The 24127-nt window shown below is 69.9% G+C and carries 16 protein-coding genes; 2 read left to right on the top strand and 14 right to left on the bottom strand.

Going from position 1 to position 24127, the window contains the following annotated elements; all coding sequences use genetic code 11:
- Nucleotides 1–117: 117 nt before the first annotated feature.
- The 10 genes from MWN52_RS14950 to MWN52_RS14995 all read right to left on the bottom strand — a co-directional run bounded on the left by MWN52_RS14950 (nt 118) and on the right by MWN52_RS14995 (nt 10436).
- Complete coding sequence (locus MWN52_RS14950) at nt 118–1326, bottom strand: benzoate/H(+) symporter BenE family transporter (RefSeq protein WP_286575265.1); 1209 nt, start codon at nt 1324–1326, stop codon at nt 118–120.
- Between the two features lie 2 nt (nt 1327–1328).
- Entirely contained in the window at nt 1329–2669 is a 1341-nt protein-coding gene (locus MWN52_RS14955) for an MFS transporter (protein WP_130524323.1), read from the bottom strand.
- A gap of 102 nt (nt 2670–2771) precedes the next feature.
- Entirely contained in the window at nt 2772–4049 is a 1278-nt protein-coding gene (salA, locus tag MWN52_RS14960) for a salicylate 1-monooxygenase (protein ID WP_286575267.1), read from the bottom strand.
- 123 nt (nt 4050–4172) lie between these two features.
- Nucleotides 4173–4943, bottom strand: a complete 771-nt coding sequence (benD, locus tag MWN52_RS14965) for a benzoate diol dehydrogenase BenD (protein ID WP_286575269.1) — start codon at nt 4941–4943, stop codon at nt 4173–4175.
- On the bottom strand, nt 4940–5977 hold the full coding sequence (gene benC / locus MWN52_RS14970; protein WP_286575270.1) for a benzoate 1,2-dioxygenase electron transfer component BenC: 1038 nt from the start codon (nt 5975–5977) through the stop codon (nt 4940–4942). Before benC ends, benD begins: the two co-directional genes overlap by 4 nt.
- 22 nt (nt 5978–5999) lie before the next feature.
- Nucleotides 6000–6488 carry a benzoate 1,2-dioxygenase small subunit gene (gene benB / locus MWN52_RS14975; RefSeq protein ID WP_130516934.1) on the bottom strand — a complete coding sequence of 163 codons (489 nt, stop codon included), beginning with the start codon at nt 6486–6488 and terminating at the stop codon, nt 6000–6002.
- Nucleotides 6485–7843 carry a Rieske 2Fe-2S domain-containing protein gene (locus tag MWN52_RS14980; protein WP_131659026.1) on the bottom strand — a complete coding sequence of 453 codons (1359 nt, stop codon included), beginning with the start codon at nt 7841–7843 and terminating at the stop codon, nt 6485–6487. The genes benB and MWN52_RS14980 overlap by 4 nt, the downstream gene beginning before the upstream one ends.
- A 108-nt stretch (nt 7844–7951) precedes the next feature.
- Entirely contained in the window at nt 7952–8881 is a 930-nt protein-coding gene (gene catA / locus MWN52_RS14985) for a catechol 1,2-dioxygenase (RefSeq protein ID WP_130524328.1), read from the bottom strand.
- 76 nt (nt 8882–8957) lie between these two features.
- Nucleotides 8958–9248: a muconolactone Delta-isomerase gene (catC, locus tag MWN52_RS14990; protein WP_130528348.1), complete on the bottom strand. Its 291-nt coding sequence runs from the start codon at nt 9246–9248 to the stop codon at nt 8958–8960.
- 3 nt (nt 9249–9251) lie between these two features.
- Nucleotides 9252–10436, bottom strand: a complete 1185-nt coding sequence (locus MWN52_RS14995) for a muconate/chloromuconate family cycloisomerase (protein WP_286575275.1) — start codon at nt 10434–10436, stop codon at nt 9252–9254.
- A gap of 158 nt (nt 10437–10594) precedes the next feature.
- Between MWN52_RS14995 and MWN52_RS15000 the strand changes: the two genes are divergently transcribed.
- Nucleotides 10595–11524 (top strand): LysR family transcriptional regulator, encoded by a 930-nt coding sequence (locus tag MWN52_RS15000; RefSeq protein WP_130524331.1) that lies wholly within the window; start codon nt 10595–10597, stop codon nt 11522–11524.
- 129 nt (nt 11525–11653) lie between these two features.
- Here the strand turns inward: MWN52_RS15000 and MWN52_RS15005 are convergent, their stop codons facing one another.
- The 4 genes from MWN52_RS15005 to MWN52_RS15020 all read right to left on the bottom strand — a co-directional run bounded on the left by MWN52_RS15005 (nt 11654) and on the right by MWN52_RS15020 (nt 21202).
- On the bottom strand, nt 11654–14326 hold the full coding sequence (locus MWN52_RS15005) for a beta-mannosidase (protein WP_425608132.1): 2673 nt from the start codon (nt 14324–14326) through the stop codon (nt 11654–11656).
- 11 nt (nt 14327–14337) lie between these two features.
- Nucleotides 14338–15855: a tryptophan halogenase family protein gene (locus MWN52_RS15010; RefSeq protein WP_286575279.1), complete on the bottom strand. Its 1518-nt coding sequence runs from the start codon at nt 15853–15855 to the stop codon at nt 14338–14340.
- Nucleotides 15856–16375: 520 nt separating this feature from the next.
- The gene (locus MWN52_RS15015) at nt 16376–19558 is read right to left on the bottom strand and encodes a TonB-dependent receptor (protein ID WP_130528345.1); all 3183 of its coding nucleotides are present in this window, start codon (nt 19556–19558) and stop codon (nt 16376–16378) included.
- Nucleotides 19559–20152: 594 nt separating this feature from the next.
- The gene (locus MWN52_RS15020) at nt 20153–21202 is read right to left on the bottom strand and encodes a LacI family DNA-binding transcriptional regulator (RefSeq protein ID WP_286575280.1); all 1050 of its coding nucleotides are present in this window, start codon (nt 21200–21202) and stop codon (nt 20153–20155) included.
- A gap of 347 nt (nt 21203–21549) precedes the next feature.
- On the opposite strand from MWN52_RS15020, the gene MWN52_RS15025 reads away from it, so the two are divergent.
- Entirely contained in the window at nt 21550–24033 is a 2484-nt protein-coding gene (locus MWN52_RS15025) for a GH92 family glycosyl hydrolase (RefSeq protein WP_345783495.1), read from the top strand.
- Nucleotides 24034–24127: the final 94 nt, after the last annotated feature.

Consider the following 24127-nt stretch of genomic DNA (forward strand, 5'->3'; position numbering starts at 1 on the left):
AGGTGTGATGAAGCACGGGCGCGACCCGGCAGCGGGCGCGCGATGACAGGCGTGCGGCAAGACCTCCCCGTCGCGCCGCGCACGGAGCGGGACGGGCCAAGACAACGTGCGCTGGGCTCAGCGCGGCTGTTCGACGCCCACCAGCACACGCGGGCGCCGCCACGCCAGCAGCAGATGCGCGGCCAGGCCGAAGACCAGGCTCCAGAACGCCGCGCCCAGCCCCAGCAACGACATGCCCGAGGCGCCGACGATGAAGGTCACCAGCGCCGCGTCGCGCTCGCGCGGCGCGGCCAGCGCGGTGCTGAGCGCGTGGGCGATGCTCGGAAACAGCGCCAGCCCGGCCAGCGTGGCGACCAGTTCCTTGGGCAAGGTGGAGAACAACGCCACCACGGTGCCGGCGACGCTGCCCAGCAGCAGGTAGGCCAGCGCGCCCGAGACCCCGGCCACATAGCGCCGCTCGGCGCGCGGATGCGCCTCCGGCCCGGTGCACAGCGCGGCGGTGACCGCGCCGGGGTTGAGGCCATGGCAGCCGAACGGCGCCATCAGCGCCGAGGCCGCGCCCGACCACACCAGCAGCGTGCTGGCCGCCGGCCGCGCATAGCCGGCCGTGCGCAGCACGGCGATGCCCGGCAGGAACTGCCCGGTCAGCGCCACCACCAGCAGCGGCAGGCCCAGGCCGACGATGGCCTGCCACTCGAAGCGCGGCGCGACCCACACCGGCGCGGTTAGCGCCAGCGTCGGCAGCGGCCCCTGCAACTGCCCGCACAGCGCCGCCACCAGCACGCCGGTGACCAGCACCGCCATCACCGCATAGGGCGCGAACCAGCGCCGGCCGACGAAGAACGCCGCGAACATCGCCAGCACCAGCCACACCTGCGCGGCCATGCCGACGAAGGCCTTGGTGGCGAAGCCGAACAGCACCCCGGCCAGCATCGCCGCGGTGATCGCCGGCGGAAGCCGCGCCACGATCCGGTCGAAGGCGCCGGACAGCCCGATGACCAGCAGCAGCGCGCTGGCCACCAGGTAGGCGCCGATCGCCACCGCGTAGTCGACCGTGGGCAGCAGGCTGACCAGCAGCACCGAGCCGGGAATCGACCAGGCGATCACCACCGGCACGCGATGGCGCAGGCTCAGCACGATCCCCAGCACGCCGCTGCCGATGCAGATGGCCCAGACCCACGAGGCCAGCAGCGGCGCCGGCAGCCCGGCCGCGGCCTGGACCACGATCACCAGCGGCCCGGCGAACGAGATCAGCGTGGCCACCACCCCGGCCAGGACCGCCGACAGGGAGGCATCGCGACCGAGCTGGCGCAGCGCCGCACGCATGGTCAGGGCGCGTCGGCCACGGCCACGCGGGGCGCGGCGGCCGCCGGCTGGCTGGCCAGCGCGTAGACCAGGGTCGCCAGCGTGGCCACCGCCGCAGGGATGGCGAAGATCAGGAAGTTCTGCTGCAGCGGCAGCTCCCTGGCCAGCAGCACGCCGCCCAGCGTCGGCCCGACGATCGCGCCGATGCGGCCCACGCCCGAGGCCCAGCCCAGGCCGGTGGAGCGGATCGACAGTTCGTAGAGCTGGGCTACGCTGGCGTAGAGCAGGATCTGCGTGCCGATGGTGGCCGCGCCGGCGACGAAGACCAGCGTGAACAGCGCCGCCACCGGCAGGTTGAAGCCGATCAGCGCGATGGACAGCGTGGCCGCGACGAAGAACGCCACCACCACCCGCGGCAGGCCGAAGCGGTCGCCCAGGCGCCCGCCCAGGATCGCGCCGGCCATGCCGCCGAAGTTGAGCGAGAACAGGGTCAGCAGGCTGGCCTTCTCCGCGTAGCCGGCCTCCTGCATGACCTTGGGCAGCCACGAGCTGAGCAGGAAGACCAGCAGCAGGCAGCAGAAGAACGCCGTCCACAGCATCAGCGTACGCAGCGCGCGGCCGCCGCGGAACAGCTCGGCCACCGACGCCGTCGCCCCGCCCGGTGCGTCGTAGACCAGCACGTCCTGTGGCCCCAGCGGCGTGGCGCCGGGCAGACGCGCGTGGATGGCGCGCGCCTGCGCCTGTTCGCCCCGCCGGATCAGGAAGCCCAGCGACTCGGGCAGCTTCCACCACACCAGCGGCAGGAACAGCAGCGGCAGCACCGCGATCCAGAACATCGGGCGCCAGCCCAGGTTGGGGATCATCCAGATGCCCAGCCCGGCCGAGACCATGCCGCCGACCGAGTAGCCGCTGAACATCAGCGCCACCATCGTGCCGCGCAGCCGCTTGGGCGAGTACTCGTTGACCAGCGCCACCGCGTTGGGCATCAGCCCGCCGCAGCCCATGCCGGCGAAGAAGCGCGCCACCTTGAACTGGGTCGGGTCCTGGGCGAAGCCGGTCAGCAGCGTGGCCACGGTGAACAGCAGGAAGCTGATCACCACGCCTTTCTTGCGGCCGAAGCGGTCGGCCAGCGAGCCGAAGATCAGCGCGCCGAACATCATCCCGAACAGCGCCCAGGCCTGCAGCACGCCGGCCTCGGGCTTGGTCAATCCCCATTCCTTGATCAGCGTCGGCAGCACCGTGCCGGCGATGAACACGTCGTAGCCATCCACCACCAGCAGCAGCCCACACAGGGCCACCACCGTCCACTGCAGCCGGCCGAAGCGGCCGCGTTCGATTGCCTGGTTCACGTCGACGCTGTGCATGTCTCCTCCCTCCGAAGACCAATGACACGTGCGGGTTGACCGCGCCGGCCTGCCGACAGGCAGGCGCAGCGCGGCGTTGATGGCGTCGCGGCCTGCGTCCCCTCAGGCCGCGACGGTGTTGATGGCCTGGCGCGCCTGTTCCACCTCGGCGTCCAGGTCGTGGTTCCAGATCCAGTCGAAGCGCGAGGCCAGCGTGGCGCCCAGCGCCGCGTCGTCGCTGCCGACCTTGGGATCGCGCAGTTCGTAGACCTCGCCGGCCTCCCACGAGGTGCGCTGCACCCGGCATGCGCGCGGCCTGCGGATCGTGTCGTAGGCCTCCAGCAGCGCCGGCAGCTGCGCCCGCGTCAGCGCGGGGTCGGACAGCAGCCGGGCGAAGAAGTAGGCGTCCTCCAGCCCCTGGCCGGCGCCGGCGCCCTGGTGCGGCAGCATGGCGTGGGCGGCATCGCCGATCAGCGCCAGGCGGCCGTGCACGTAGCGCGACAGCTGCGCCCCCTCGTGCAGCGCCCAGTGCGTGGGCGCGTCGATGCATTCGAGCAGCGTGCGCGCGGCGATGCCCCAGTGCGCATAGGCCTCGAGCATCTCGCGGCGGCTGGCCTCGCGCACCCAGGGCTGGCCCTGCGGCCACTGCGGGTCCGGATCGCTGCGGTCGGACACGAAGGCCACCACGTTGATCAGCCGCCCCTGCTTGACCGGGAAGGTCAGGATGTGGGCGTCCAGCCCCAGGATCATCTGCGGCACATCGACCAGATGCGTGTCCACGCCGGCGGCGATGAAGGCCCGGCGCAGGCGTTCGCTTTCGATCATGCCGCGATAGGCGCAGGTGCCGGTGAAGCGCGGCGCCACCGGCGCCTGCCCCAGCGGCCGCAGCACCTCGGCGCGCAGCGCCGACTTGATGCCGTCGGCGGCGATCAGCAGATCGCCCTCGTAGTGGCTGCCATCGGCGAAGTGCACGCGGGCCGCGTCGTCGCCCTGCTCCACGCCGACCGCGCGCTTGTCGAAGGCGGTCATCCCCAGCGGCAGGCGCGTGGCCAGCGCGTCGAGGAAATCGGCGCGATGCACGGACGACTGCCCGACCCCGGGCGCGCGCGTGGCGCCGAGCAGGCGCGCATCCTCGCCACGGCGCCATTCGAACCACACATCGCCATGCGGCGCCGGCGTGCGATCGGCCAGTTCGGCGTAAGCCTCGCCCATGCCCAGGCCCTGGATCGCCCGCACCGCGTTGGGGCCGAAGGACACGCCGGCGCCGATCTCGCCGAAGGCGCGCGCCGACTCGAACAGGCGCACCTCCAGATGCGGTCGGCGCGCCAGCCCCAGCGCCAGGCCCACGCCGGCGATGCCGCCGCCGACGATGCCGATGCGCAGCGGCGCCGATGCGCTCATGGCCGGCCTCCGTGCGCGGGCTCGATCGGCGACATGAGGTATCCGGTGGTGTACGTGTGGTGCGCGGGCATGTTCCCTCCCAGGTCGTGCGTGGCGTGGATGCGGTCGTTGGCGTCGAGTGCTTCAGCCGGTGTCGCCACCGGCCACCGGCAGGATCGAGCCGGTGATGTAGGAGGCCTCGCGCGAGGCCAGGAACAGGATCGGCGCGACCTGCTCGTCCACGGTCGCGTAGCGCTTGAGGAAGGTGGAAGCGGTGACCTGCTCGACCGCCTGCGCCATCCACGCCTGCTCCTGCGCGCTGTCGCCTTCGGCATTGCGCGGCACCCGCCGCGGCGGCGCGGCGGTGCCGCCCGGCGCGGTGGCGACCACGCGGATGTGGTGTTCCCCCAGCTCCATGGCCAGCGACTGGGTCAGCGCATTGATGCCGCCCTTGGCCGCCGAGTACGGCACGCGGTGGATGCCGCGGGTGGCGTTGGAGGAGACGTTGACGATGGTGCCGCCGCCGCGCGCCAGCAGGTGCGGCAGCACCGCGTGGCAGCCGTACAGCGTGGGCATCAGCGAGCGGCGGATCTCCGCGTCGATCTGCGCCGGCTCGAAGGCCGCGTAAGGCCGCATGCGGATCGCGCCGCCGACGTTGTTGACCAGGATGTCGATGCCGCCGAAGTGGCGCGCGGCGAAGTCCATCGCCGCCTGCGCGCCCGCATGGGTCTCCAGGTCGGCGTTGAAGCCCACCGCCTGCGCGCCGATCGCCGCGGCGACCTCGTCCACGAAGTCCGCGCGGTCCACCAGCACCACCTGCGCGCCCTCGGCCGCGGCACGCTGCGCCACGCCCTGGCCGATGCCCTGCGCGGCCCCGGTCACCACCATCACCTGCCCGGCGAAGCGTCCGCTCACGCGGCCAGGTCCTGTGGCGCGCTGGCCGGCGCATTGGGCGTGAACTTCTCGTAGTAGAAGTTGGCAGGCGTCAGCGCGACCGCGCTGAAGTGGTTGCGCACCGCATCGACCATCGGCGGCGGGCCGCACAGATAGACGTCCACCTCGCCGGCGTGCAGCGCCTCGGCCGGCAGATGGTCGGTGACGTAGCCAAGCTTGGGATGGCGCGAGGCGGGATCGACCACGCAGGTGGTGAAGCTGAAGAAGTCCAGCCGCTCGGAGAAGCGCTGCAGCTGCTCCACCAGCACCAGGTCGGCGCCGCGGGTGACGCCGTACATCAGATGCACCGGATGCGCGCTGCCGGTCTGCGCGAGCTGGGCCAGCATCGACAAGAACGGCGCCAGGCCGGTGCCGCCGGCCAGCATCAGCACCGGCCGCGTCACCGCGCGCAGGTAGAAGCTGCCCAGCGGACCGGTCAGCTCCAGCACCTGGCCCGGGCTGGCGCTGTCCAGGTAGCCGCTCATCAGCCCGCCGGGCACGCGCTTGATTAGGAACGACGGCGCATCCGAGCCCGGCGGCGAACTGAAGGAGTACGAGCGCATCTGCCCGCCGCTGCCGGGCACGGCGATGTTGACGTACTGGCCGGGCAGGAACGCCGGCGCGCCCTCCAGCGCCTCCAGCTTCAGTTCCAGCGCGGCGTCCGCGTGCGGCACCACGTCCACCACCGCGGCCTTGAAGCGGGAGGTGCCGGTCTTGCAGGCCGCCGAGGTCGTCGGCACGGCGATCGTGCAGTCGCTGGACGGCACCATCTGACAAGTCAGCACCAGGCCGGCGGCGGCCTCGTCGGCGCTCAGCGCATCGTCGATGTAGTCCTCGCCCAGGTCGTAGGCGCCGGCCTCGGCGCGGCACTTGCAGGTGCCGCACACGCCGTCCGAGCAGTCCATCGGCAGGTTGACCTTGGCGCGGAACGCGGCGTCCAGCACCTTCTCGCCGGGATTGCAGTCGATGAAGCGGGTGACGCCGTCCTCGAAGTTCAACGCGATGCGGTAGCTCATGGTGTCCTCCTTCGCGCCCGGCTCAGACGTGGTAGATGTCGATGACCTGGCGGATGTAATCGTTCTTCAGCACGATCTTCTTGTCGGCGATCAGATAGCCGCCGCCTTCGCGGCGCAGCGTCGCGTAGCAGGTGCCGAAGAAGTGGTCGGTGACCTTGTAGCGGTGGTTGAGCGTGTGGAAGTTGTAGCGCACGTCCACCTCGTCGCCGCGCTCGGCGAGCACCTCGATGTTGGTCGTGTTGTGACCGGTGCGCGGCTCGGGCGTGGACGCGCTGGAGCGCTCGGTCTTGATGCGGAACACGCGGTCTTCCAGACCGTCGCGGCTGGGGTAATAGATCAGCGAGATCTGCGACTGCGGGTCCTCGGTCAGCCGGTCGTCGTCGTCCCAGGCCGGCATCCAGTAGGTGACGTCCTCGGCGTACAGCGTCAGCCATTCGTCCCACTGGCGATCGTCGAGCAGGCGCGCCTCGCGATACAGGAAGGCCGCGATGGTGGCGATCTCGTGGCTCACGCGGCCGCTCCATCGTCCTGGCGCGCCAGCGCGCGGCGCATGGCCTGCGCCCAGTACGCGTGCTGCCGCACGAACAGGCCCTCGTCCTCGCTGCGGCCGCCGGACAGCAGCGGCTGCATGCCCATCTTCCTGGCGTTCTCGTCCGGCCCCTCCACCCACAGCGGCGCGCCGCGGCTGAGGTCGTTCCACAGGGCCGCCGTGCCGGCATAGCCCTGCTGGCAGGCGCGGAATTCCTCCAGATCGTCGGCCGTGCCCATGCCCGAGACGTTGAAGAAATCTTCGTATTGGCGGATGCGCGTGGCGCGCTCTTCGGCGCTCTCGCCCTTGACGCCGAAGCAGTAGATGGTGATCTCGGTCTTGTCCACGCTGATCGGGCGGGCCACGCGGATCTGCGTGGAGAACTGGTCCATCAGATAGACGTTGGGATACAGGCACAGGTTGCGCGTCTGCCGGGTGATGAACTCGGCGCGCTCGGCGCCCACGCGCCGGGCGATCTCCTCGCGGTGCGCCCACACCGGCCGCACCTCGGGGTTGAGCGACTGGGTCCACAGCAGGATGTGGCCGTGCTCGAAGCCGTAGACGCCGCCGATGCTCTTGCTCCAGCCGTTGGCGTCCACCGCCTTGGTGCCGGTCTCCTTGCGCCGGCCCATGGTGGCCGAGTAGTTCCAGTGCACCGAGCTGACGTGATAGCCGTCGGCGCCGTTCTCCATCTGCAGCTTCCAGTTGCCGTCGTAGATGTAGGACGAGCTGCCGCGCAGCACCTCCAGGCCCTCGGGCGCCTGATCGACGATCTGGTCGATGATCACCCGCGTCTGGCCCAGATGCTCTTCCAGCGGCAGCACGTCCTCGGACAGGCTGCCGAACAGGAAGCCGCGATAGCTGGCGAAGCGCGGCACGCGCTTGAGATCGTGCGAGCCGCCCTCGCCGAACTGCGGCGGATACTGGGTGGTCTTCTCGTCCTTGACCTTGAGCAGCTTGCCGGTGTTGCTGAAGGTCCAGCCGTGGAAGGGACAGGTGAAGCTGCCCTTGTTGCCGTGCTTGCGCCGGCACAGCATCGCGCCGCGGTGCGCGCAGGCGTTGATCACCGCGTGCAGCTCGCCGGTCTTGTCGCGGGTGATCACCACCGGCTGGCGGCCGATGTAGGTGGTGAAGTAGTCGTTGTTGTTCGGGATCTGGCTCTCGTGCGCCAGATACACCCAGTTCGACTCGAACAGGGCCTTCATCTCCAGCTCGAACAGCTCCGGGTCGGTGAAGATGTCGCGCCGGCAGCGGAAGACGCCGGCCTGCGGATCGTCCTGCAGCGCGGTGGCCAGCAGCTGCTCGACGTCGTGGGTGGGTTCGATGATCGCGGACATGCAGGGTCCTCCCGTTCGAGGATGGCAAGGGCGCCGCGCGCACGCGCGCGGGGCCGAAGGCTTGAAGGGCGCGCGGGCGGCGCGTCCGGCGGCGCCCGCGGGTGGTGCTCAGGCGGCGGCGCGCAGCCGGTGGACGGCCTGGACGTCCTTGCCCGCTTCCAGCGGCAGCAGGTCGAAGTCGAACTCGATGTCCTGGTAGGTCTCGGTCTCGAAGCCCAGCGCCTTGCCGCCCTCGCCGGTCTTCACCGGCGGCACCAGCCCATCGCGCGTGGCGAAGGCGAAGTCGTCCCACAGCAGCGGATCGCCATCGATGTTGAACTGCGTGGTCAGCCTGCGGTGATCGTCGCCGCTGACGAAGAAGTGCACGTGCGCGGGACGGTTGCCATGCCGCGCCAGACGGTTGAGCAGCTGCTGGGTCGCGCCCTGCGGCGGGCAGCCATAGCCCACCGGCATGCGGGTCAGGAACTCGTAGCGCCCGTCCGGCCCGGTCTTGACCGTGCCGCGCAGGTTGAACTCGGTCTGCGCCCCGGTCGGGTCGAAGTGCGAGTAGAAGCCCTTGGAATTGGCATGCCAGCACTCCACCAGCGCCCCGGCCAGCGGCGCGCCGTCCTGGCCGCGCACCACGCCGTGGATGCGCAGCGGGCCGGCGTCCGGATCGGGATCGCGGTCGATGCGCGCGCTGCGCACCGTGACCGGGGCGCCGGCCACGTACAGCGGGCCCTCGATCGTGCGCGGCGTGCCGCCGCTGATCCCGGCCAGGCGGTCCTCCTCGTCCAGGCGCATGTCGATGTAGTGCTCCAGGCCGATACCGGCGGCCAGCAGCGCCGCCTCGTTGTCCTGGCCGAGCTTGTTGAGATAGTTGATGCCGGCCCAGATCTCGTCCGGGGTGAGGTCCAGGTCCTCGATGGCCTTGAACAGGTCCGACAGGATGCGGTGCAGGACCTGCTTGGTCCGGGCATCGCCGTCCTGGCCGTCCAGATTGGCCACGGTGCGCAGGAAATCCTGCACGTCCTGGCTGGCGAAGATGCTGACGCTCATGCGATGTCTCCTCTTGGTGGCGAAGGCTGCCTTGTGACGTCCCCTCCCAGGGAGCGCACGCGGGAATGCGAAATCTCTAGCGGTCGTCCTCGTGCAGCGAGGACGGATGGCGGCACAGCGGCATCACCGCGATGTCCATGTAGGGGAACAGCGGCAGCGACAGCAGCAGCTCGTGCAGCTGCGCCGGGCTGTCCACGTCGAAGATCGACACGTTCGAGTACTGGCCGACGATGCGCCAGATGTGGCGCCACTGGCCGCTGCGCTGCAGCTCCTGGAAGCGCGCCTTCTCGGTCGCCTTGAGCTCGGCCGCGCGGGCCGGGTCCATGTCCAGCGGCAGCTTCACATCCATGCGTACGTGGAAGAGCATGGCTCAGCCCTCCGTGCCGGTGGGCGCGACCGTGGTGCGGCTGCGGTCGCGGCGGAAGGCGGCGATGCGCTCCTCGTCCAGGGCGATCCCTAAGCCCGGCGCGCTGGGCACCTCCAGATGGAAGTCGCGGTAGACCAGCGGCGTGGCCAGGATCTCCTCGGTCAGCAGCAGCGGTCCGAACAGCTCGGTGCCCCATTGCAGGCGCGGGAAGGTGGCGAACACGTGCGCGGCGGCGATCGTGCCTACGCTGCCTTCGAGCATGGTGCCGCCGTAGAGCTCGATGCCGGCCGCATCGGCGATGGCGCCGACCTTCTGCGCGGCGAGCAGGCCGCCGGACTGCTCGGTCTTGACCGCGAACACGTCCGCCCCGCCCACCCTGGCCAGTTCGAACGCGCTGTCCGGGCCGGTCAGCACTTCATCGGCCATCAGCGCGATGGGGAAGCGGCGCATCAGCCGGGCCAGGGCCGCGGCCGAGGCCACCGGCTGTTCGACCAGCTCGCAGCCGGCATCGGCCAGCGCCGGCAGCGCGCGCACCGCCTCGGTCTCGCTCCAGGCCATGTTGACGTCCACGCGCACGCTGGCGGCATCGCCCAGGGCGCGCTTGATCGCGGCCACGTGCGCCACGTCCTCGGCCACCGGCTTGCGCCCGATCTTGAGCTTGAACACGTTGTGCCGGCGCGCGGCCAGCATCGCCTCGGCCTCGGCGATGTCCCGGGCGGTGTCGCCAGAGGCCAGCGTCCAGGCCACGCCCAGGCGGTCGCGCACGCGTCCGCCCAGCAGCTCGGACAGCGGCAGGCCCACGCGCTTGCCCTGCGCATCCAGCAGCGCGGTCTCGACGGCGCACTTGGCGAAGTGGTTGCCCTTGACCAGCTTGCCCACGCGCGCCATCAGCGCCTGCACGCGGCGGGCGTCGCTGCCCAGCAGGACCGGCGCGACATAGGTGTCGATGGCCAGCTTCATGCCTTCGGGGCTCTCGGCGCCATAGGCCAGGCCGGCGATGGTGGTGCCCTCGCCCAGCCCGACCACGCCGTCGCTGCAGTGCAGGCGCACCAGCATCAGCGTCTGGCCGCTCATGGTGGCCACCGACAGGCGGTGCGGTCGGATGGTGGGCAGATCGATCAGCAGCGTCTCCACCCGCTCGATCGTCGCGGCGGAGGTGGGGACGGGGGACAGGGTGCGCGGTTCCATGGGGTGGATTCTTGGGACCGACCGCGCACCGCGTCCAAGACATGTTTGATCTGGATCGATACCCTGAAGGTATGATCTAGCCTTAGAGCCGCGATTCTTCTGCTTTATTGCGCCGCATCATTACCTTTTCGTCATGGCCAAACTTTGGTCGAATGCCCATGGACCTGCGCCAGCTCAAGTACTTCGTGACCGTCGCCCGCGAGCGCAACTTCACCCGCGCCGCCGAACTGCTGCATATCGCCCAGCCGCCGCTGAGCCGCCAGATCCAGCAGCTGGAAGAGGACCTGGGCGTGACCCTGATCGTGCGCAGCAGCCGCCCCATCCGCCTCACCGACGCCGGCCGGCTGTTCTACGAGGAGGCCCAGCAGGTGCTGGGCCGCGTGGAGCAGATGAAGGACGCCGCGCGCCGCGTCGGCCACGGCCAGCGCCGGGTGATCAACATCGGCTTCGTCGCCTCCACACTCTACGGCGGCCTGCCCACCGTGGTGCGCCGCCTGCGCCAGGCGCTGCCCGACACCGACGTGCGGCTGGTGGAGCTGATGTCCGGCCAGCAGGTCGAGGCGCTCAAGAGCGGCCGCATCGATATCGGCTTCGGCCGCCTGCGCACCAGCGACACCAGCGTCGAGCGCCTGGTGCTGCGCGAGGAGCGGCTGGTGGTGGCGATCCCGCCTGCCTTTCCCCTGGCCGGCGACGACGCGCCGCTGTCGCCGGCCGAGTTGAAGGGGCAGAAGCTGATCGTCTACCCCAGCGATCCGCGCCCCAGCTTCGCCGACCACGTGCTCTCGCTGCTGCGCGACCACGGCGTGCGCCCGCCCGAGGTGCAGGAGGTGCGCGAGCTGCAGACCGCCCTGGGCCTGGTCGCGGCCGAGACCGGCATCTGCCTGATCCCCGCCTCGGCGCGGCTGCAGCGCTCGGACCTGCACTACCGGCTGGTCGACGACGAGCGCGCGACCTCGCCCATCATCCTCAGCTACCGCCACCACGAGGACGAGGCGCTGATCGGCCTGCTCAAGCGCCTGATCCGCGAGATGTACGCCGAGAAGCCCGCCTGGCTGGATGTGTCCTACAACCGGCTGCATGCGCCTTGATGCATAGAAGCAAGGTCTCGCAGCAGCCTCCCTGTAGAGCGGAGCTTGCTCCGCTGCTCTTCGTTCAGTTCGCGGAAAAGGCCCCAGCGGAGCAAGCTCCGCTCTACATGCAGCAGCCCACCGAGCCGATCAGTTCGGGCTCGCCGGCGCCGGCCCCACCACATCGGCGACGCTGCTCACGCGCAGCGCCGCCTTGAGCGCGGCCGGATCGGCGCTGGAAGCGACCCGCACCACCACCGGCTCGCCCGGCAGCAGGGTCAGCGCGTTGTCCGAGACCTGCGCATCCAGCGCGCCGAAGTCGATCCAGGCCATGCGCGCCAGCTGCGGCGAGGACAGCTCCAGCCGCAGACCGCTGTCGTCCTGCGTCCAGCGCGCCCGCACCTTCGCCCGCGACCAGGCCAGCGCATAGGCCGGCTTGAAGTACACCACCTGGCGCGCGTCCGGTTCGCCGGCCACCTGCAGCTCGAACACCGCCACCGTGCGCGCCGGATCGGCCTGCCCGAGCAGCTGCGCGTCGCTGTAGCGGGCCACCTGCGTGGCCGACAGCGGCGCCAGCGTGAGCGTGCGGCGCTCCTCGCGCAGCACCTTGCCGTCCAGATCCATCACCCGCAGGCGCAGGGTGCCGGTGCGCGGCGCGGTGCGGTCGGAGATCGCGCTCACCTCGGTCTGGCCCTGCGCGCGCAGCGCCGCCACCGTGACCGGCGCGAAGAAGCGCCGCGCCTGGAACTGCAGCGCCTTCCAGCGCCCGAACCAGTCGACCGAGGACCACGACGCGCCCGGCCAGACATCGTTGAGCTGCCAGTACAGCGAACCCATCGTGTGCGGCCGGCTGGCGCGGTGATGCAGCGCAGCCAGCGCGATGCCCTCGGCCTGCATGGCCTGGCTGGCCTGGACGAAGCTGGGGAAGTCGCGCGGCTGGCCGAACTCCATCGCGATGTAGTGCAGCAGGCGGGTATTGCCCTCGCCGGCCATGAACTTCTGGTGCGCGCGGATCACCGGCGTGTCGACCCCCTGCTCGGCCTTGGTGGCGAACGCGTCGATGGTGCGCAGCGCAGGCCAGGCCTGCAGCCCGTACTCGGACATGAAGCGCGGGGTGATGTCGAGATAGGCGGTCGGTGGCCGGGCCGGGTTGCCCCACACCTCCCAGTAGTGCATGTCGCCACTGGAGGGGATGTTGGCCTGCTCGGCCAGGTCATCGCTGGGCGAGCTGGCCCAGTAGGCGATGCCTCCGCCTTCGCGCGCCACCACCTCGCGCAGATCAGTGCCGAACAGCTGCACATAGCCCTGCCACACGCGCTGGGCGAAGGCCGGATCGGCCTCCTTCAGCGTCTTGCCCTGGCCCCAGGACTTCCACGCGGTCTCCTCCTCGTTGTTGCCGCACCACAGCACCAGCGAGGGATGGTTGCGCAGGCGGATCACCTGCTGGCGCGCTTCCTCGACCACGTTGGCGCGGAAGGCCGGATCGTAGGCCGGCTGCATGCCGCCGCCGAACATGAAGTCCTGCCACACCAGCAGGCCCAGCTCGTCGGCGATGTCGAAGAAATCGTCGCTCTCGTAGTAACCGCCGCCCCAGTTGCGGACCATGTTCATGTTGGCGTCCACCGCCGACTGCAGCACGCGCCGCAGCTGCGCATGCGTCACCCTGGGCACGAACATGTCGAAGGGGATGACGTTGGCGCCCTTGGCGAACACCGGGATGCCGTTGATCACGAATTCGAAGCTGCGGCCCCCGGCATCGGCCTCGCGGCGCAGCTCGACGCTGCGCAGGCCGATGCGGCGCGTGACCTGCGCCACGCCATGGCCCTGGTCATCGAGCAGCTCGAGCGTATAGCGGTACAGCGGCTGCGCGCCGTAGCCGGCCGGATACCAGCGCGCCGGCCGCGCCACCTGCGCCGGCAGGGCGAGCTGCGCCTGGCCCGCCGCCAGCGTGACGCGCTGCTGCGCGGCCAGCGTGCGCGTGCCGTCCGGCGCGCTCTGCCACAGCCTTGCCTGGTAGTCGCCGGCGCGCTGCACCTCCAGCGTGGCCTGCGCGGTGAGCCTGGCGACCTGCTCGGTGACCTGGTCCTGGCGCAGGTGCAGGTCGGCCACCCGCAGCGTGTCCCAGCTCTCCAGCCGCACCGGCTGCCACACGCCGGCGGTGACATAGCGCGGACCCCAGTCCCAACCGTAGTGGTAACCGGGCTTGCGCACGAAGTTGGCCGTCATCGCATCGCGCGGCTCATCGCCATAGGGCGAGGGATAGTTGCCGGCGATCTTGACCGGCATCGCCTGCACCTTGGGCAGCAGCGTGGCGATCGGCGAGCGCAGCACCACGCGCAGCTCGTTGCCGGTGGCGCGCAGCCGGCCGGTGACCGGCACCCGCCACTGGCGGAAGGCGTTGTCGGCCTGCAGCACGCGCGTGTCGTTGAGCGTCACCTCGGCGAAGGTGTCCAGCCCGTCGAACACCAGCTCGGTACGCGCGGCCTGGCGCGCGGCCGCATCGGCGTCGAACACCAGGCGGTACTCCCAGTCGCCCAGACCGATCCACTGCAGCCCGGCCTCGGGCGCGCCGACGTACGGGTCGGCGATCAGGCCGGCCTTGAACAGATCGGTATGCACCGTGCCCGGCACCTGCGCCGCCTGCCACGCGGTGAACCGCGGATGCGCCGCGGCCTGCGCGCTGCCAGGCAACAGACGCAGCTGCCAGCGGCCCGTGGCGCCCAGGTCCTGCACGTTCATGGCCTGCAGGGGCGCGACGACCAGCCACAGCAACACGGCCAGCCAGGCACGCGACCACCGCAGGCCGGGCCGGGCGCTCGCCATCACACGTTCGATCATGGTGCTTCCGCCTTCCAGTAACGATCCAAGAACTGCTGGTGGGTCGGCATCGCCGCCACCGCTTCGGCCAAACGTTCGCGCGTGCCTTCGACGTAGCGGGCCAGCGCCTCCTGCGGCATGTCGTCCACGATCGGATGGTAGCCACGCGGCACGATGCCCTGGCCCAGCATCACCTGCACCCAGCTGGGCAGCGCGAAGAAATCCTCGCCGTTGCGGAAGTAGCGCCCGTCGGCGGCGAACAGCTCCATCGCCTCGCGCAGGCTCTCCGGGACCTGCATCGTCCGGCAGTCGCGCCAGAATGGCGTGTCCTCGCGCGTGGTGGCGTGGTAGTGCAGGATCAGGAAATCGCGCACGCGTTCGTATTCGAACGCCGACTCGCGGTTGTAGCGCTGCGCCAGCAGCGGGTCGAAATCGCGCGTGGGGAACAAGGCCAGCAGGCGGCTGATGCCGGACTGGGCCAGGTACAGGCTGGTCGACTCCAGCGGCTCCAGGAACCCGGCCGCCAGCCCCAGCGCCACCACATTGCCCTGCCAGAACCTGCGGCGCATGCCGGTGGTGAAGCGCAGCTGGCGCGGCTGTCCCTGCGGCGCGCCATCCAGATGCCCCAGCAGCGTGGTGGCGGCCTGGTCGTCGTCCACATAGGCGCTGGAATACACGTAGCCGTTGCCGGTGCGGTGCTGCAGCGGGATGCGCCACTGCCAGCCGGCGCCGCGCGCGGTGGCGCGCGTGTACGGCACGATCGGCCCGCTGCGCGCACACGGCACGGCCAGCGCGCGGTCGCAGCGCAGCCACTGCGACCAGTCGATGTAGCCGGCCTGCAGGGTCTGCTCGATCAACAGGCCGACGAAGCCCGAACAATCGATGAACAGCTCCCCCTCCACCTGCTGCCCACCGTCCAGCGTGAGCGAGGTCACGTGGCCGGTCTCGGGATGCTGGTGCACCTGCACGATGCGGCCTTCGATGCGCTCCACGCCACGCGCCTCGGACACCTGGCGCAGGTACTGCGCATAGAGCCCGGCATCGAAGTGATAGGCGTAGGCGATGTCGACCAGCGGCGAACCGGCCGGCGCATTCGCCACGCCCGGCACGAAGCGCTCCAGCGGTGCCATCACCGTCTGCAGCGAATACGCCCCAATCGGTTCCGCGCGTCCGCCCAGGAACTGCTTGAGCCAGAACTGGTGGAACGGCAGCGGCCCCTTGGACTGGCCAATCGTGCCGAAGCCGTGCACATAGCGCTCGCCGATCCGCCCCCAGTCCTCGAAGGCGATGCCCAGCTTGGCCGTGGCCTGCGTGCGCTGGGCGAACTCGCGCTCGTCCAGGCCCAGCACCTGCGCGTTGAAGGTGCGCATATGCGGCACGCTGGCCTCGCCCACGCCGACGATGCCGATCTGTTCGGACTCCACCAGGCGCACGCGCGCCTGCCGGCCCAGATACGTGGCCAGCGCCGCGGCGGCCATCCAGCCGGCGCTGCCGCCGCCGACCACCACCACGCTGCCGATGCGGTTGTCACCCATGCGTGTATCCGTTGGTGAGGCTGTAGACACTGTTCCGCATCATGCTCGAAGAAGCGGGCCTCTTCGCCGGCCTAGGCGGACGTGCGCCCAAGCGCCTTGCCCCCTCCCTTTCGCCGCAGGTGAAGGGGAGTTCGAAGTCGCGAACTAGCGACTGAGGGGGTGGGGTGCTGTTGCTTTTGCTTCTGTGGCTTGCCCGGTAAAGCCCCAACCCCTCCCCATCCCTGCCCTGCGCTGCGCGCAAGGGAGGGGGCTCAAACCGAAGCCCTCTAACCCGACGCACGAGGCAGCGGGCCGGCGGGCGGGGGCCGCGCCTAGCGAGGCAGGACGCCGAGCGCCCGAATCAGGGCGCCGATGCCCTGATTGAGGGACAAGCGGCCACCGTCCGCCGGACCGCTGCCCTTCCGAAGCCGGAGAATCCGCCCTCCGAAGGAAGCCGCAACACCCCAAACCAAGATGCCTCAATCCGGAGAAAACCAAAAAAAGCCCCGCGCCCCCGGGGAGAGGCGCGGGGAGTCCCGCATCAGAACTTGTAGGTCAGGCCCAGGAACGCGATCCGACCGGCATAGCCGTTGGAGTTGAAGCGCGCCTTGGTGTCGTTGCCCAGGTAGGTGCGCGTCTCTTCCTTGGTCAGGTTGAGGATCGAAGCGGTCAGGCTGAAGGCCGGCGTGAAGTTGTAGGCCGCGTTGAGGTCGATCTGCTGATACGGCTCCTCGTACACGTTCAGACCGCTGACCAGCCCGTCGACCACCTGGCCGCGCCGGTTGTAGGACGCGCGCAGCAGCAGCTTCTCGGTTTCGTAGAACACCGTCAGGTTGGTCTGGTTCTTGGCGCTGCCCACCAGCGGCGACTTGCCGATCTCGGTGCCATCCTCCAGCGTGACCGGCGCCTCGTTGGTCTTGTTGTAGGTGTAGTTGAACTGCAGACCCAGGCCGAAATCGAAGGTGTGCTGGGCATAGACCTCCACGCCCTCGGACACCGCGTCGCGGCCGCTGGCGGTGGTGGAGTAGTTCTGCACCACCACGCTCTGCCCACCGATGTTCTGGGTGACGTCCTGGACCACCGGCAGCAGGAAGTTGCTCACGTCCTTGCGGAACAGTCCGACGCCGGCGACCGAACCCGGATGGAAGTACCACTCCAGCCCCAGGTCGTACTGGTTGGCCTTGTAGGGCTCCAGCGCCTTGTTGCTGCCCGAGCCGTACCAGCCGGTCACGTCGCCGCCGCCGATCAGGCGCCGGTCGTTGACGTATTCCTGGCTGTAGTACTGCAGGCCACCGGGCGCGGCGATGTCGCCGTAGCTCGGTCGCGCCATCACCTTGGACGCCGCGCCGCGCAACACCAGGTTGTCGGTCAGGTCGTAGGCGATGTTGAAGCTGGGCAGGCGGTCCACATAGCTGCGGTCCAGCGAGCTGACCACGAACGAGGAGATGTGGCCGCTGGCCGGGTTGGTCTGGCTGTCCGGCAGCGTGGTGAAGCCGCTGACGCAGCCCGAGCCCGCCGGCGCGCCGGCCGCCGGCAGGTTGCCCGGCAGGCAGGGCGCGGGATTGCCGGCCGCATCGTCGAAGAAGTAGTCGTTGTAGTAATCGACCCGGTCGGTGGAATCGGCATGCTGGTCGGTGTGCACCAGACGCAGGCCGATGTTGCCGCGCAGGCGCTCGGTGCGGAAGTTGGCCTGCAGATAGGCCGAATAGATCTTCTCGCCGACGTTGAAGACGAAGTTGTCTTCCTGCCGGGTCTGCATCGGCCCGTAGGTCTTGTTGAGATAGTCGATGTAGGCCGGGTAGTTGATCGCCGGGAAGGCGTTGGTGTTGAACGCACCGGCGATGTTGCCGATCTGCTCCGGATACAGGAACTGCGACTGGAACACCGAGGCGGCCGGATCGCAGCCGTTCTGGAAGCGGCTGTCGTAGTCGGACGGATCGGCGCCCTGGCAGACCCAGTAGTTGTTGCCGGTGCTGCGGCGCGTGCCGCCGTCGCGGTACTTCATGCCGAACTGGATCGAATCGAGCACGCTGCCGGTCTCGCCGCGCCAGGTGAAGTCGCTCTGCGCGAACTTCTGCCAGGTGCTGTTACGCGTCCACGACGAACCGGTCGAGCCCAGGTCGATCTCGCCGATGCCGTTGCGCAGGTTGTTCATCAGCTCGGGCGAGACCTGCAGCGAGGGCGTGCCGGTCAGATCCCAGGCGGTGTAGTAGTTGCCCAGCGTGTAGGCGCCGGTGCCGTTGACCGTGGTGCCGTTGCTGCCGGCCGTGGTGGGCAGGCGCGGCTTGACCGGCATGGTCATCTGCACCTGCGGACCGCCATCGGCCCAGGTGCGGCCGGCCTTGACCGCGATGTCCAGCCGCTCGCTGGTCCAGGCCAGCTCGAAGTCGGCCATCTGCGAACGCGCCTTCTCGCGGTTGTACGAACCGGTCAGCCACGGCGTGGGGATGGTGCAGTCGTCGGGGCCCCAGCCGCCGGGCCGCATGCCGCCGGCCGCGGCGGCCGCCTCGCTGCAGTAGTAGGTCTTGTTCGGGTGCACGCTGTACTGGGCGCCGGTGACCACGGTGCCGCTGGGGTCCATGGTCAGCCCGTCCAGCAGGCGCCCGCCCGGCCAGTTGCCGTCGCCCGAATAGCGGGCCAGGTTCCACTCCGGCACCGACAAGGTGTTGGTCTGCGAGTTCCGGTCCATGTCGAACCGGAAGTAGTTGGCGGTGAAGGTCAGATCGTCGGTCGGCTTGAACTGCAGGGTGATCTGCCCGCCCTTGCGCTCGCGCTCCTCCTTCTCCGACTTGAAGTTCACGACGTTGGGCATCATGAAATTCGTGTAGTACTTGCCGTTCTGGTCGTAGAAGCCCGACTCGCCCCACCAGTAGCTGTCGAAGTTGGAGGGCTTGCCGTTGACGTCGGTGGCCGGGTGGGCCTCATTGTCGTCGCTGTACCAGTTCCAGGCGCTGGTATCCACGCCCAGGGTGCGCACGGTGCGCTTCTGCTGGGTGTAGCCGACGAACACGCCGAAGCGGTCGTCCTTGTCGTGCCAGGAGTAGGAGCCGGAGAACTGACCGTCGGTCTTCTTGGTCGTGTCGGCCCAGGTGCCTTCGGCCGAGACGAAGCCGGTGTTGGCCTCCTGCTCCAGCGGACGGCGCGTGTGCAGGATCACCGTGCCGCCGATGCCGCCCTCGTCCAGGCGCGCCTCGGGCGTCTTGAACAGCTCGGCGCTGGAGAGCATGTTCGACGGCAGCAGCGTGTAGTTGAACGAGCGCGTGGGATCGCCGTTGGTCTCGGCGCTGGCCACGTAGTTGCCGTTGAGCTCGGTCAGGGTCAGCTCGGAGGACAGGCCGCGCACGCTGACGTTCTTACCCTCGCCACCGTCGCGGGTGATGATCACGCCGGGCACGCGCTGCAGCGCGTCGGCCACGTTCTTGTCGGGGAACTTGCCCACGTCCTCGGCGGTGACCACCTCGACCACCGCATTGGCCTCACGCTTCTGATCCAGGCTCTGCTCGATCGAATAGCGGTAGCCGGTGACGGTGACCTTGTCCAGGTCGGTCGCCTGCTGCGGCGCGCCGGTCTGGGACGCATCGGTCTGCGGCGCGTTGGCCGGGGCGGCATTGGCGGGCGCGGGCGTGGCGGCCTGCTGGGCCCAACCTGGCGCGGATGCCGCCGCGCAGCTGGCGGCGATGGCAAGCGCCAGCAGCTGGCGCTTGGGGAATGAGCTGTCGTTCATTGCGTCTCTCTCTCGTTGAATGAACTTCACGACGATGCGGTGGCGTGTACCAGGCGGTCGCATCCACGACGGGGCAGCCAGGCCTGGCGATGGCCCGTTCATGAAACCCGCATTTGGATCGATCTAACTGGCGCGGCGTAGAAATATCACGCCGCTTCCGAAAAGGCATGCTGCCCTGCAGCGAACACCGGACAGGCCCGCGGTCTGAAAACGCTGCCACGTCCGTGGCGCGTGGGTTTCGTCTGAAAGGCGTGCATCGCGCGCATGTCGCGCAAGCCCGGCGGTGGCGCAGAAGTTCCCCGTGGGAGCAACCGTCCCTCAGATCGAATCGCAGCCTCTTTGTAGAGCGGAGCTTGCTCTGCTGGGCCTTCCCGACGATCCGGCCGAAACGCAGCGGAGCAAGCTCCGCTCTACAAGTGTCGCGCAGTGACTGTCATTTCCACAGGTGCGGAGCGCTGTGCAACTGCATCTGCGGCCGGTTGATGCGCAAGCGCGTGCGGCCACGGCTGCGGCCGGCGGGAAGAAACGTCTTCGCGCATCTTCGAATCGTTGTAGGCAACGCACATCGCCAATGGCGATCCCGTACGCCCTGCTTCAGCGCCGCCCCTTCGCATTGCCGTAAGTACTCGCACGCTGGGTCAACAGCGCCGGCACCACACTGTTGCGGCGGGCCATGCCCGGGTGGGCGGCGCGTTCGACCACCATCGCCGCGGCCTGCCGGCCGCGCTCGCGTGGATCGGTGCTGATGGTGGTCAGCGGCGGCACGCCTACCGCCGCCTCGGGAATATCGTCGAAGCCGGTCACCGCGAAGTCCACGCCCGGCTGGCGCCCCTCGCGCACCAGGCCCAGCATCAGCCCCAGCGCGACCGCGTCGTTGTAGCAGACCGCCGCGGTGGGCGTGGCGCCATCGGCGAACAGCAGGCCGGCGCGGGCATTGCCTTCCAGCCGCGTGGGCGCGGTCTCGATCATCCAGACATCGGGCACGTCCAGCCCTGCCGCCGCCATGGCCTCGCGATAGCCGGCGCGGCGCTGGCGGCACGAGCTCGAGTCGGCATGCCCGCCATAGAAGGCGATGCGGCGGTGCCCCTGCGCCAGCAGCAGTTCGGTCGCCGCGCGCGCGCCGGCGCGGTTGTCCAGGCCGATGAAATCGTAGAGGAAACCCTTGGACGCGCTGCCGGCCACCTCGCGGTTGAACACCAGCAGCGGCGTGTGCCGGCCGATCACCGTCTCCAGGTCGGCGAAGGCGCTGCCCTCGGCCGGCGAGAGGATCACCCCGGCCGGGTTGTGCTCCATCAGCGAGCCCAGCACCTGGCGCTGGCGCTGCGCCGATTCGCCGCTGCTGCCCAGCAGGGTGACATAGCCCTTGGCGCCCAGCGCCTCGTCCACGCCCGCGGCGAACTCGGCGAAGAACGGGTTGGCCAGGTCGTTGACCACCAGCGCCACCGCGGTGGACACGCGCTGGCGCAGGTTAGCCGCGGCGCGGTTGTAGACGTAGCCCTGGCGGCGCATCTCGGCCTCGACCCGCTCGCGCGTGTCGGCATGCACCAGCGGACTGCTGCGCAGGACGAGCGAGACGGTGGCGCGCGACACCCCGCAGGCATGAGCGATGTCGTTGAGCGTGATCCTGCGGGGGGTATCGGCCATGTGTCGCATTCCCTGGGCCTGGCTGGAACGGCCCAGCACCGGCCATGCTGCGCGATGGCCGGTGCCGGCCGCAAGTCGCCGCGTCGGTGGCGCGGCGTCAGGCATGGCGATGGCGTCGTCGCCATGGCCGGACGGCATGACGCGCGCTGGATCCATGTGCGTCCGCAGCATCGACGCGGTGCATCCTTCGACACGATCGCCGGTTTTCGCAGGCGTGGCTGACATTTGCGTCGCCTGTGGCCGAATCGGCTTGAAATGTCGATTTGGATCGTTCTAAATCCGGCCGACGCCTGGCTGGCTCCGCCGCCGCGGCGCGCCGCCATTGCATCGATCACGAGGGAAGCACGATGGACCACCCCACCCGCGCGCCGCTGTCGGCCGCCGCCCCCCACGCGCGCCGCCGCGCCCTGCTGCGCCATGGCCGCCGCGCCGTCTGCGTGGCCCTGCTGCTGGCGCTGCCCGTCACCGGCACGCTGGCGCGCGCCGCCGACGACGACCTGGCCGCGCAGGTCAACACCTTCATCGGCACGCGCGATGAGGGCAACACCTTCCCCGGCGCCGCCGCACCGTTCGGCATGATCCAGGTCAGCCCGATCGGCTCGCACTACGCCGGCTGGCGCGATGGCGACGAGCGCATCCGCGGCTTCGGCCACTCCTTCATCTCCGGCGCCGGCTGCTGGGAACAGGGCGGCCAGGTCTCGGTGCTGCCGGTGACCGGCCGCATCGGCCCCGGCGGCGACTTCGACACGTCCAAGAACGATGTCTTCGACCAGACCAAGTACGGCGCGCGCTACACGCAGGGCGGCTCGACCGGCCAGGCCGGCGACTACCGCGTGCGCCTGACCGATTACGGCGGCATCGAGGTGGAGACCACCGCCCTGACCCGCGCCTCGGGCGAGCGCTACACCTACCCGGCCTCCGCCGGCGAAGGCCACGTGCTGATCAACGTCGGCCAGGCCAACCAGAAGCATCGGGTGATCGGCAGCCAGGTGCATGTGGTCGGCGATCGCGTGGTCGAGGGCAAGATCACCACGCTGAGCTTCTGCGGCGGGCATCAGTACGCGACCTGGTTCCGCATCGAGTACGACCGCCCGTTCAAGGCCTTCGGCGTGTGGGGCCAGGCCGGCGGCACGCCGGGCGCGCGCGACAGCATGGAAAGCGAGTACGAGCCGCTCAACGGCGCCTGGGTCAGCTTCGACACCAGCAAGAACAAGCAGGTCACCGCGATCACCTCGATCTCGCACGTCGATGCCGAGGGCGCGCGCGTCAACCTGCGCAGCGAGGGCATGCAGGGCGGCAAGCTGCGCGCCTTCGAGCCGATGCGCCGAGACGCGCGTGCGCTGTGGCAGCAGGCGCTGTCCAAGATCCGCATCGACGGCGGCAGCAAGGACGACCGCGCCGTGTTCTACACCGCGCTCTACCACGCGCTGCTGCAGCCGATGACCGGCAACGACGCCGACGGCCGCTACCGCGGCTACGACGACGCCATCCACGAGGCCAAGGACTGGACCTATTACGAGTTCTTCTCGCTGTGGGACACCTACCGCTCGCAGAACCAGCTGCTGGCGCTGATCGAGCCGCAGCGCGCGCGCGACATCGGCCGCTCGCTGCTGGCCATCGACGCGGAGGGCGGCTGGCTGCCGCGCTGGGGCTACGCCAACTTCGACACCAACACCATGACCGGCGATCCGGTCACGCCCTTCCTGGTGGACCTGTGGCGCTACGGCGCGCTCAAGGGCCTGGAGCCGCAGGCCTGGGCCGCGCTGCGCAAGAATGCCTGGGGCGTGCCGCCGTTGGCCTCGCGCCACGAGGGCCGCGCGGGCAACGTGAACTATCTGCGCAATGGCTTCGTGTTCTTCGACCGCACCTTCCCGGCCAAGGGCATGGACGTGGACCCGCAGAACGGCGGCTCGGCCACGCTGGAGTACGCGCTGGGCGACTGCGCGCTGTCGCTGATGGCAGGCAGGCTGGGCCACGGCGACGATGCGGCCGCGCTGCGCACGCGCGGCGGCAACTGGCACAAGGTCTGGGACGCTGACCTGCACGAACAGGCCTCGGGCTACCAGGGCTTCCCGCGTCCGCGCCTGGCCGATGGCCAATGGTTCACTCCGCCCACCGGCACCTACGACCCGCGCTCGCACTACGGCTTCCATGAGGGCACGGCGTGGCAGTACCAGTGGCTGGTGCCGCAGGACATCCCGGGCCTGGCCACGGCGATGGGCGGACGCGAGGCGATGGGCAAGCGGCTGGATGACTTCTTCGCCTACGACCAGCTCGTGGCCGATCCGCAGGGCGCGGCGCGCAAGGCCTGGGTCGGCGGGCCCTACAGCTACTACGGCCAGTACCGCTATAACCCCAACAACGAGCCGACCATGCACGTGCCGGCGCTGTACAGCCTGATCGGCCAGCCGTGGAAGACGGCCACGGTGCTGTCCTCGGTGCAGACCTTGTTCACCAACGCGCCCAACGGCGTGACCGGCAACGACGATCTGGGCACGATGTCGGCGTTCTATCTGTTCAGTACGCTGGGCTTCTCGCCGCTGATGCCGGGCACCGGCCAGATGCTGCTGCACCCGCCGCGCTTCACCAACGCGCGCATCAACCTGGGCAACGGCCGCACCCTGACCGTGCGCGGCAACGCCGCACCGCAGGCCGGACCGCGCTACGTGCAGGGCGTGCGCTTCAACGGCAAGCCGCAGTCGGCGGTGTGGATGGACGTGGACGCGCTCAAGCAGGGCGGCACGCTGGACTACACCCTGGGCACGCAGCCCGACCCGCAGGGCTGGGGCACCGCCGCCGACGCCGCCCCGGCGGCGGCCTGCCCGGTCTAAGAACGCCAGCCGTCTCGAAGCGGCGGGCGTTTTTGCCCCCTCCCTTTGGCCGAAGGCCAAGGGGAGGGATGGGGAGGGGTTGCTTCTCGCGGCA

Origin of the sequence: Pseudoxanthomonas winnipegensis, from assembly GCF_030322905.1 — a bacterium.
Classification (GTDB): domain Bacteria; phylum Pseudomonadota; class Gammaproteobacteria; order Xanthomonadales; family Xanthomonadaceae; genus Pseudoxanthomonas_A; species Pseudoxanthomonas_A winnipegensis.

What these genes read in the sequence shown, in the direction of transcription:
- MWN52_RS14950 (WP_286575265.1), bottom strand. Translation starts at nt 1,326, where the DNA reads ATGCGTGCGGCGCTGCGCCAGCTCGGTCGCGATGCCTCCCTGTCGGCG.
- MWN52_RS14955 (WP_130524323.1), bottom strand. Translation starts at nt 2,669, where the DNA reads ATGCACAGCGTCGACGTGAACCAGGCAATCGAACGCGGCCGCTTCGGC.
- salA (WP_286575267.1), bottom strand. Translation starts at nt 4,049, where the DNA reads ATGAGCGCATCGGCGCCGCTGCGCATCGGCATCGTCGGCGGCGGCATC.
- benC (WP_286575270.1), bottom strand. Translation starts at nt 5,977, where the DNA reads ATGAGCTACCGCATCGCGTTGAACTTCGAGGACGGCGTCACCCGCTTC.
- MWN52_RS14980 (WP_131659026.1), bottom strand. Translation starts at nt 7,843, where the DNA reads ATGTCCGCGATCATCGAACCCACCCACGACGTCGAGCAGCTGCTGGCC.
- catA (WP_130524328.1), bottom strand. Translation starts at nt 8,881, where the DNA reads ATGAGCGTCAGCATCTTCGCCAGCCAGGACGTGCAGGATTTCCTGCGC.
- catC (WP_130528348.1), bottom strand. Translation starts at nt 9,248, where the DNA reads ATGCTCTTCCACGTACGCATGGATGTGAAGCTGCCGCTGGACATGGAC.
- MWN52_RS14995 (WP_286575275.1), bottom strand. Translation starts at nt 10,436, where the DNA reads ATGGAACCGCGCACCCTGTCCCCCGTCCCCACCTCCGCCGCGACGATC.
- MWN52_RS15000 (WP_130524331.1), top strand. Translation starts at nt 10,595, where the DNA reads ATGGACCTGCGCCAGCTCAAGTACTTCGTGACCGTCGCCCGCGAGCGC.
- MWN52_RS15005 (WP_425608132.1), bottom strand. Translation starts at nt 14,326, where the DNA reads ATGGCGAGCGCCCGGCCCGGCCTGCGGTGGTCGCGTGCCTGGCTGGCC.
- MWN52_RS15010 (WP_286575279.1), bottom strand. Translation starts at nt 15,855, where the DNA reads ATGGGTGACAACCGCATCGGCAGCGTGGTGGTGGTCGGCGGCGGCAGC.
- MWN52_RS15015 (WP_130528345.1), bottom strand. Translation starts at nt 19,558, where the DNA reads ATGAACGACAGCTCATTCCCCAAGCGCCAGCTGCTGGCGCTTGCCATC.
- MWN52_RS15020 (WP_286575280.1), bottom strand. Translation starts at nt 21,202, where the DNA reads ATGGCCGATACCCCCCGCAGGATCACGCTCAACGACATCGCTCATGCC.
- MWN52_RS15025 (WP_345783495.1), top strand. Translation starts at nt 21,550, where the DNA reads ATGGACCACCCCACCCGCGCGCCGCTGTCGGCCGCCGCCCCCCACGCG.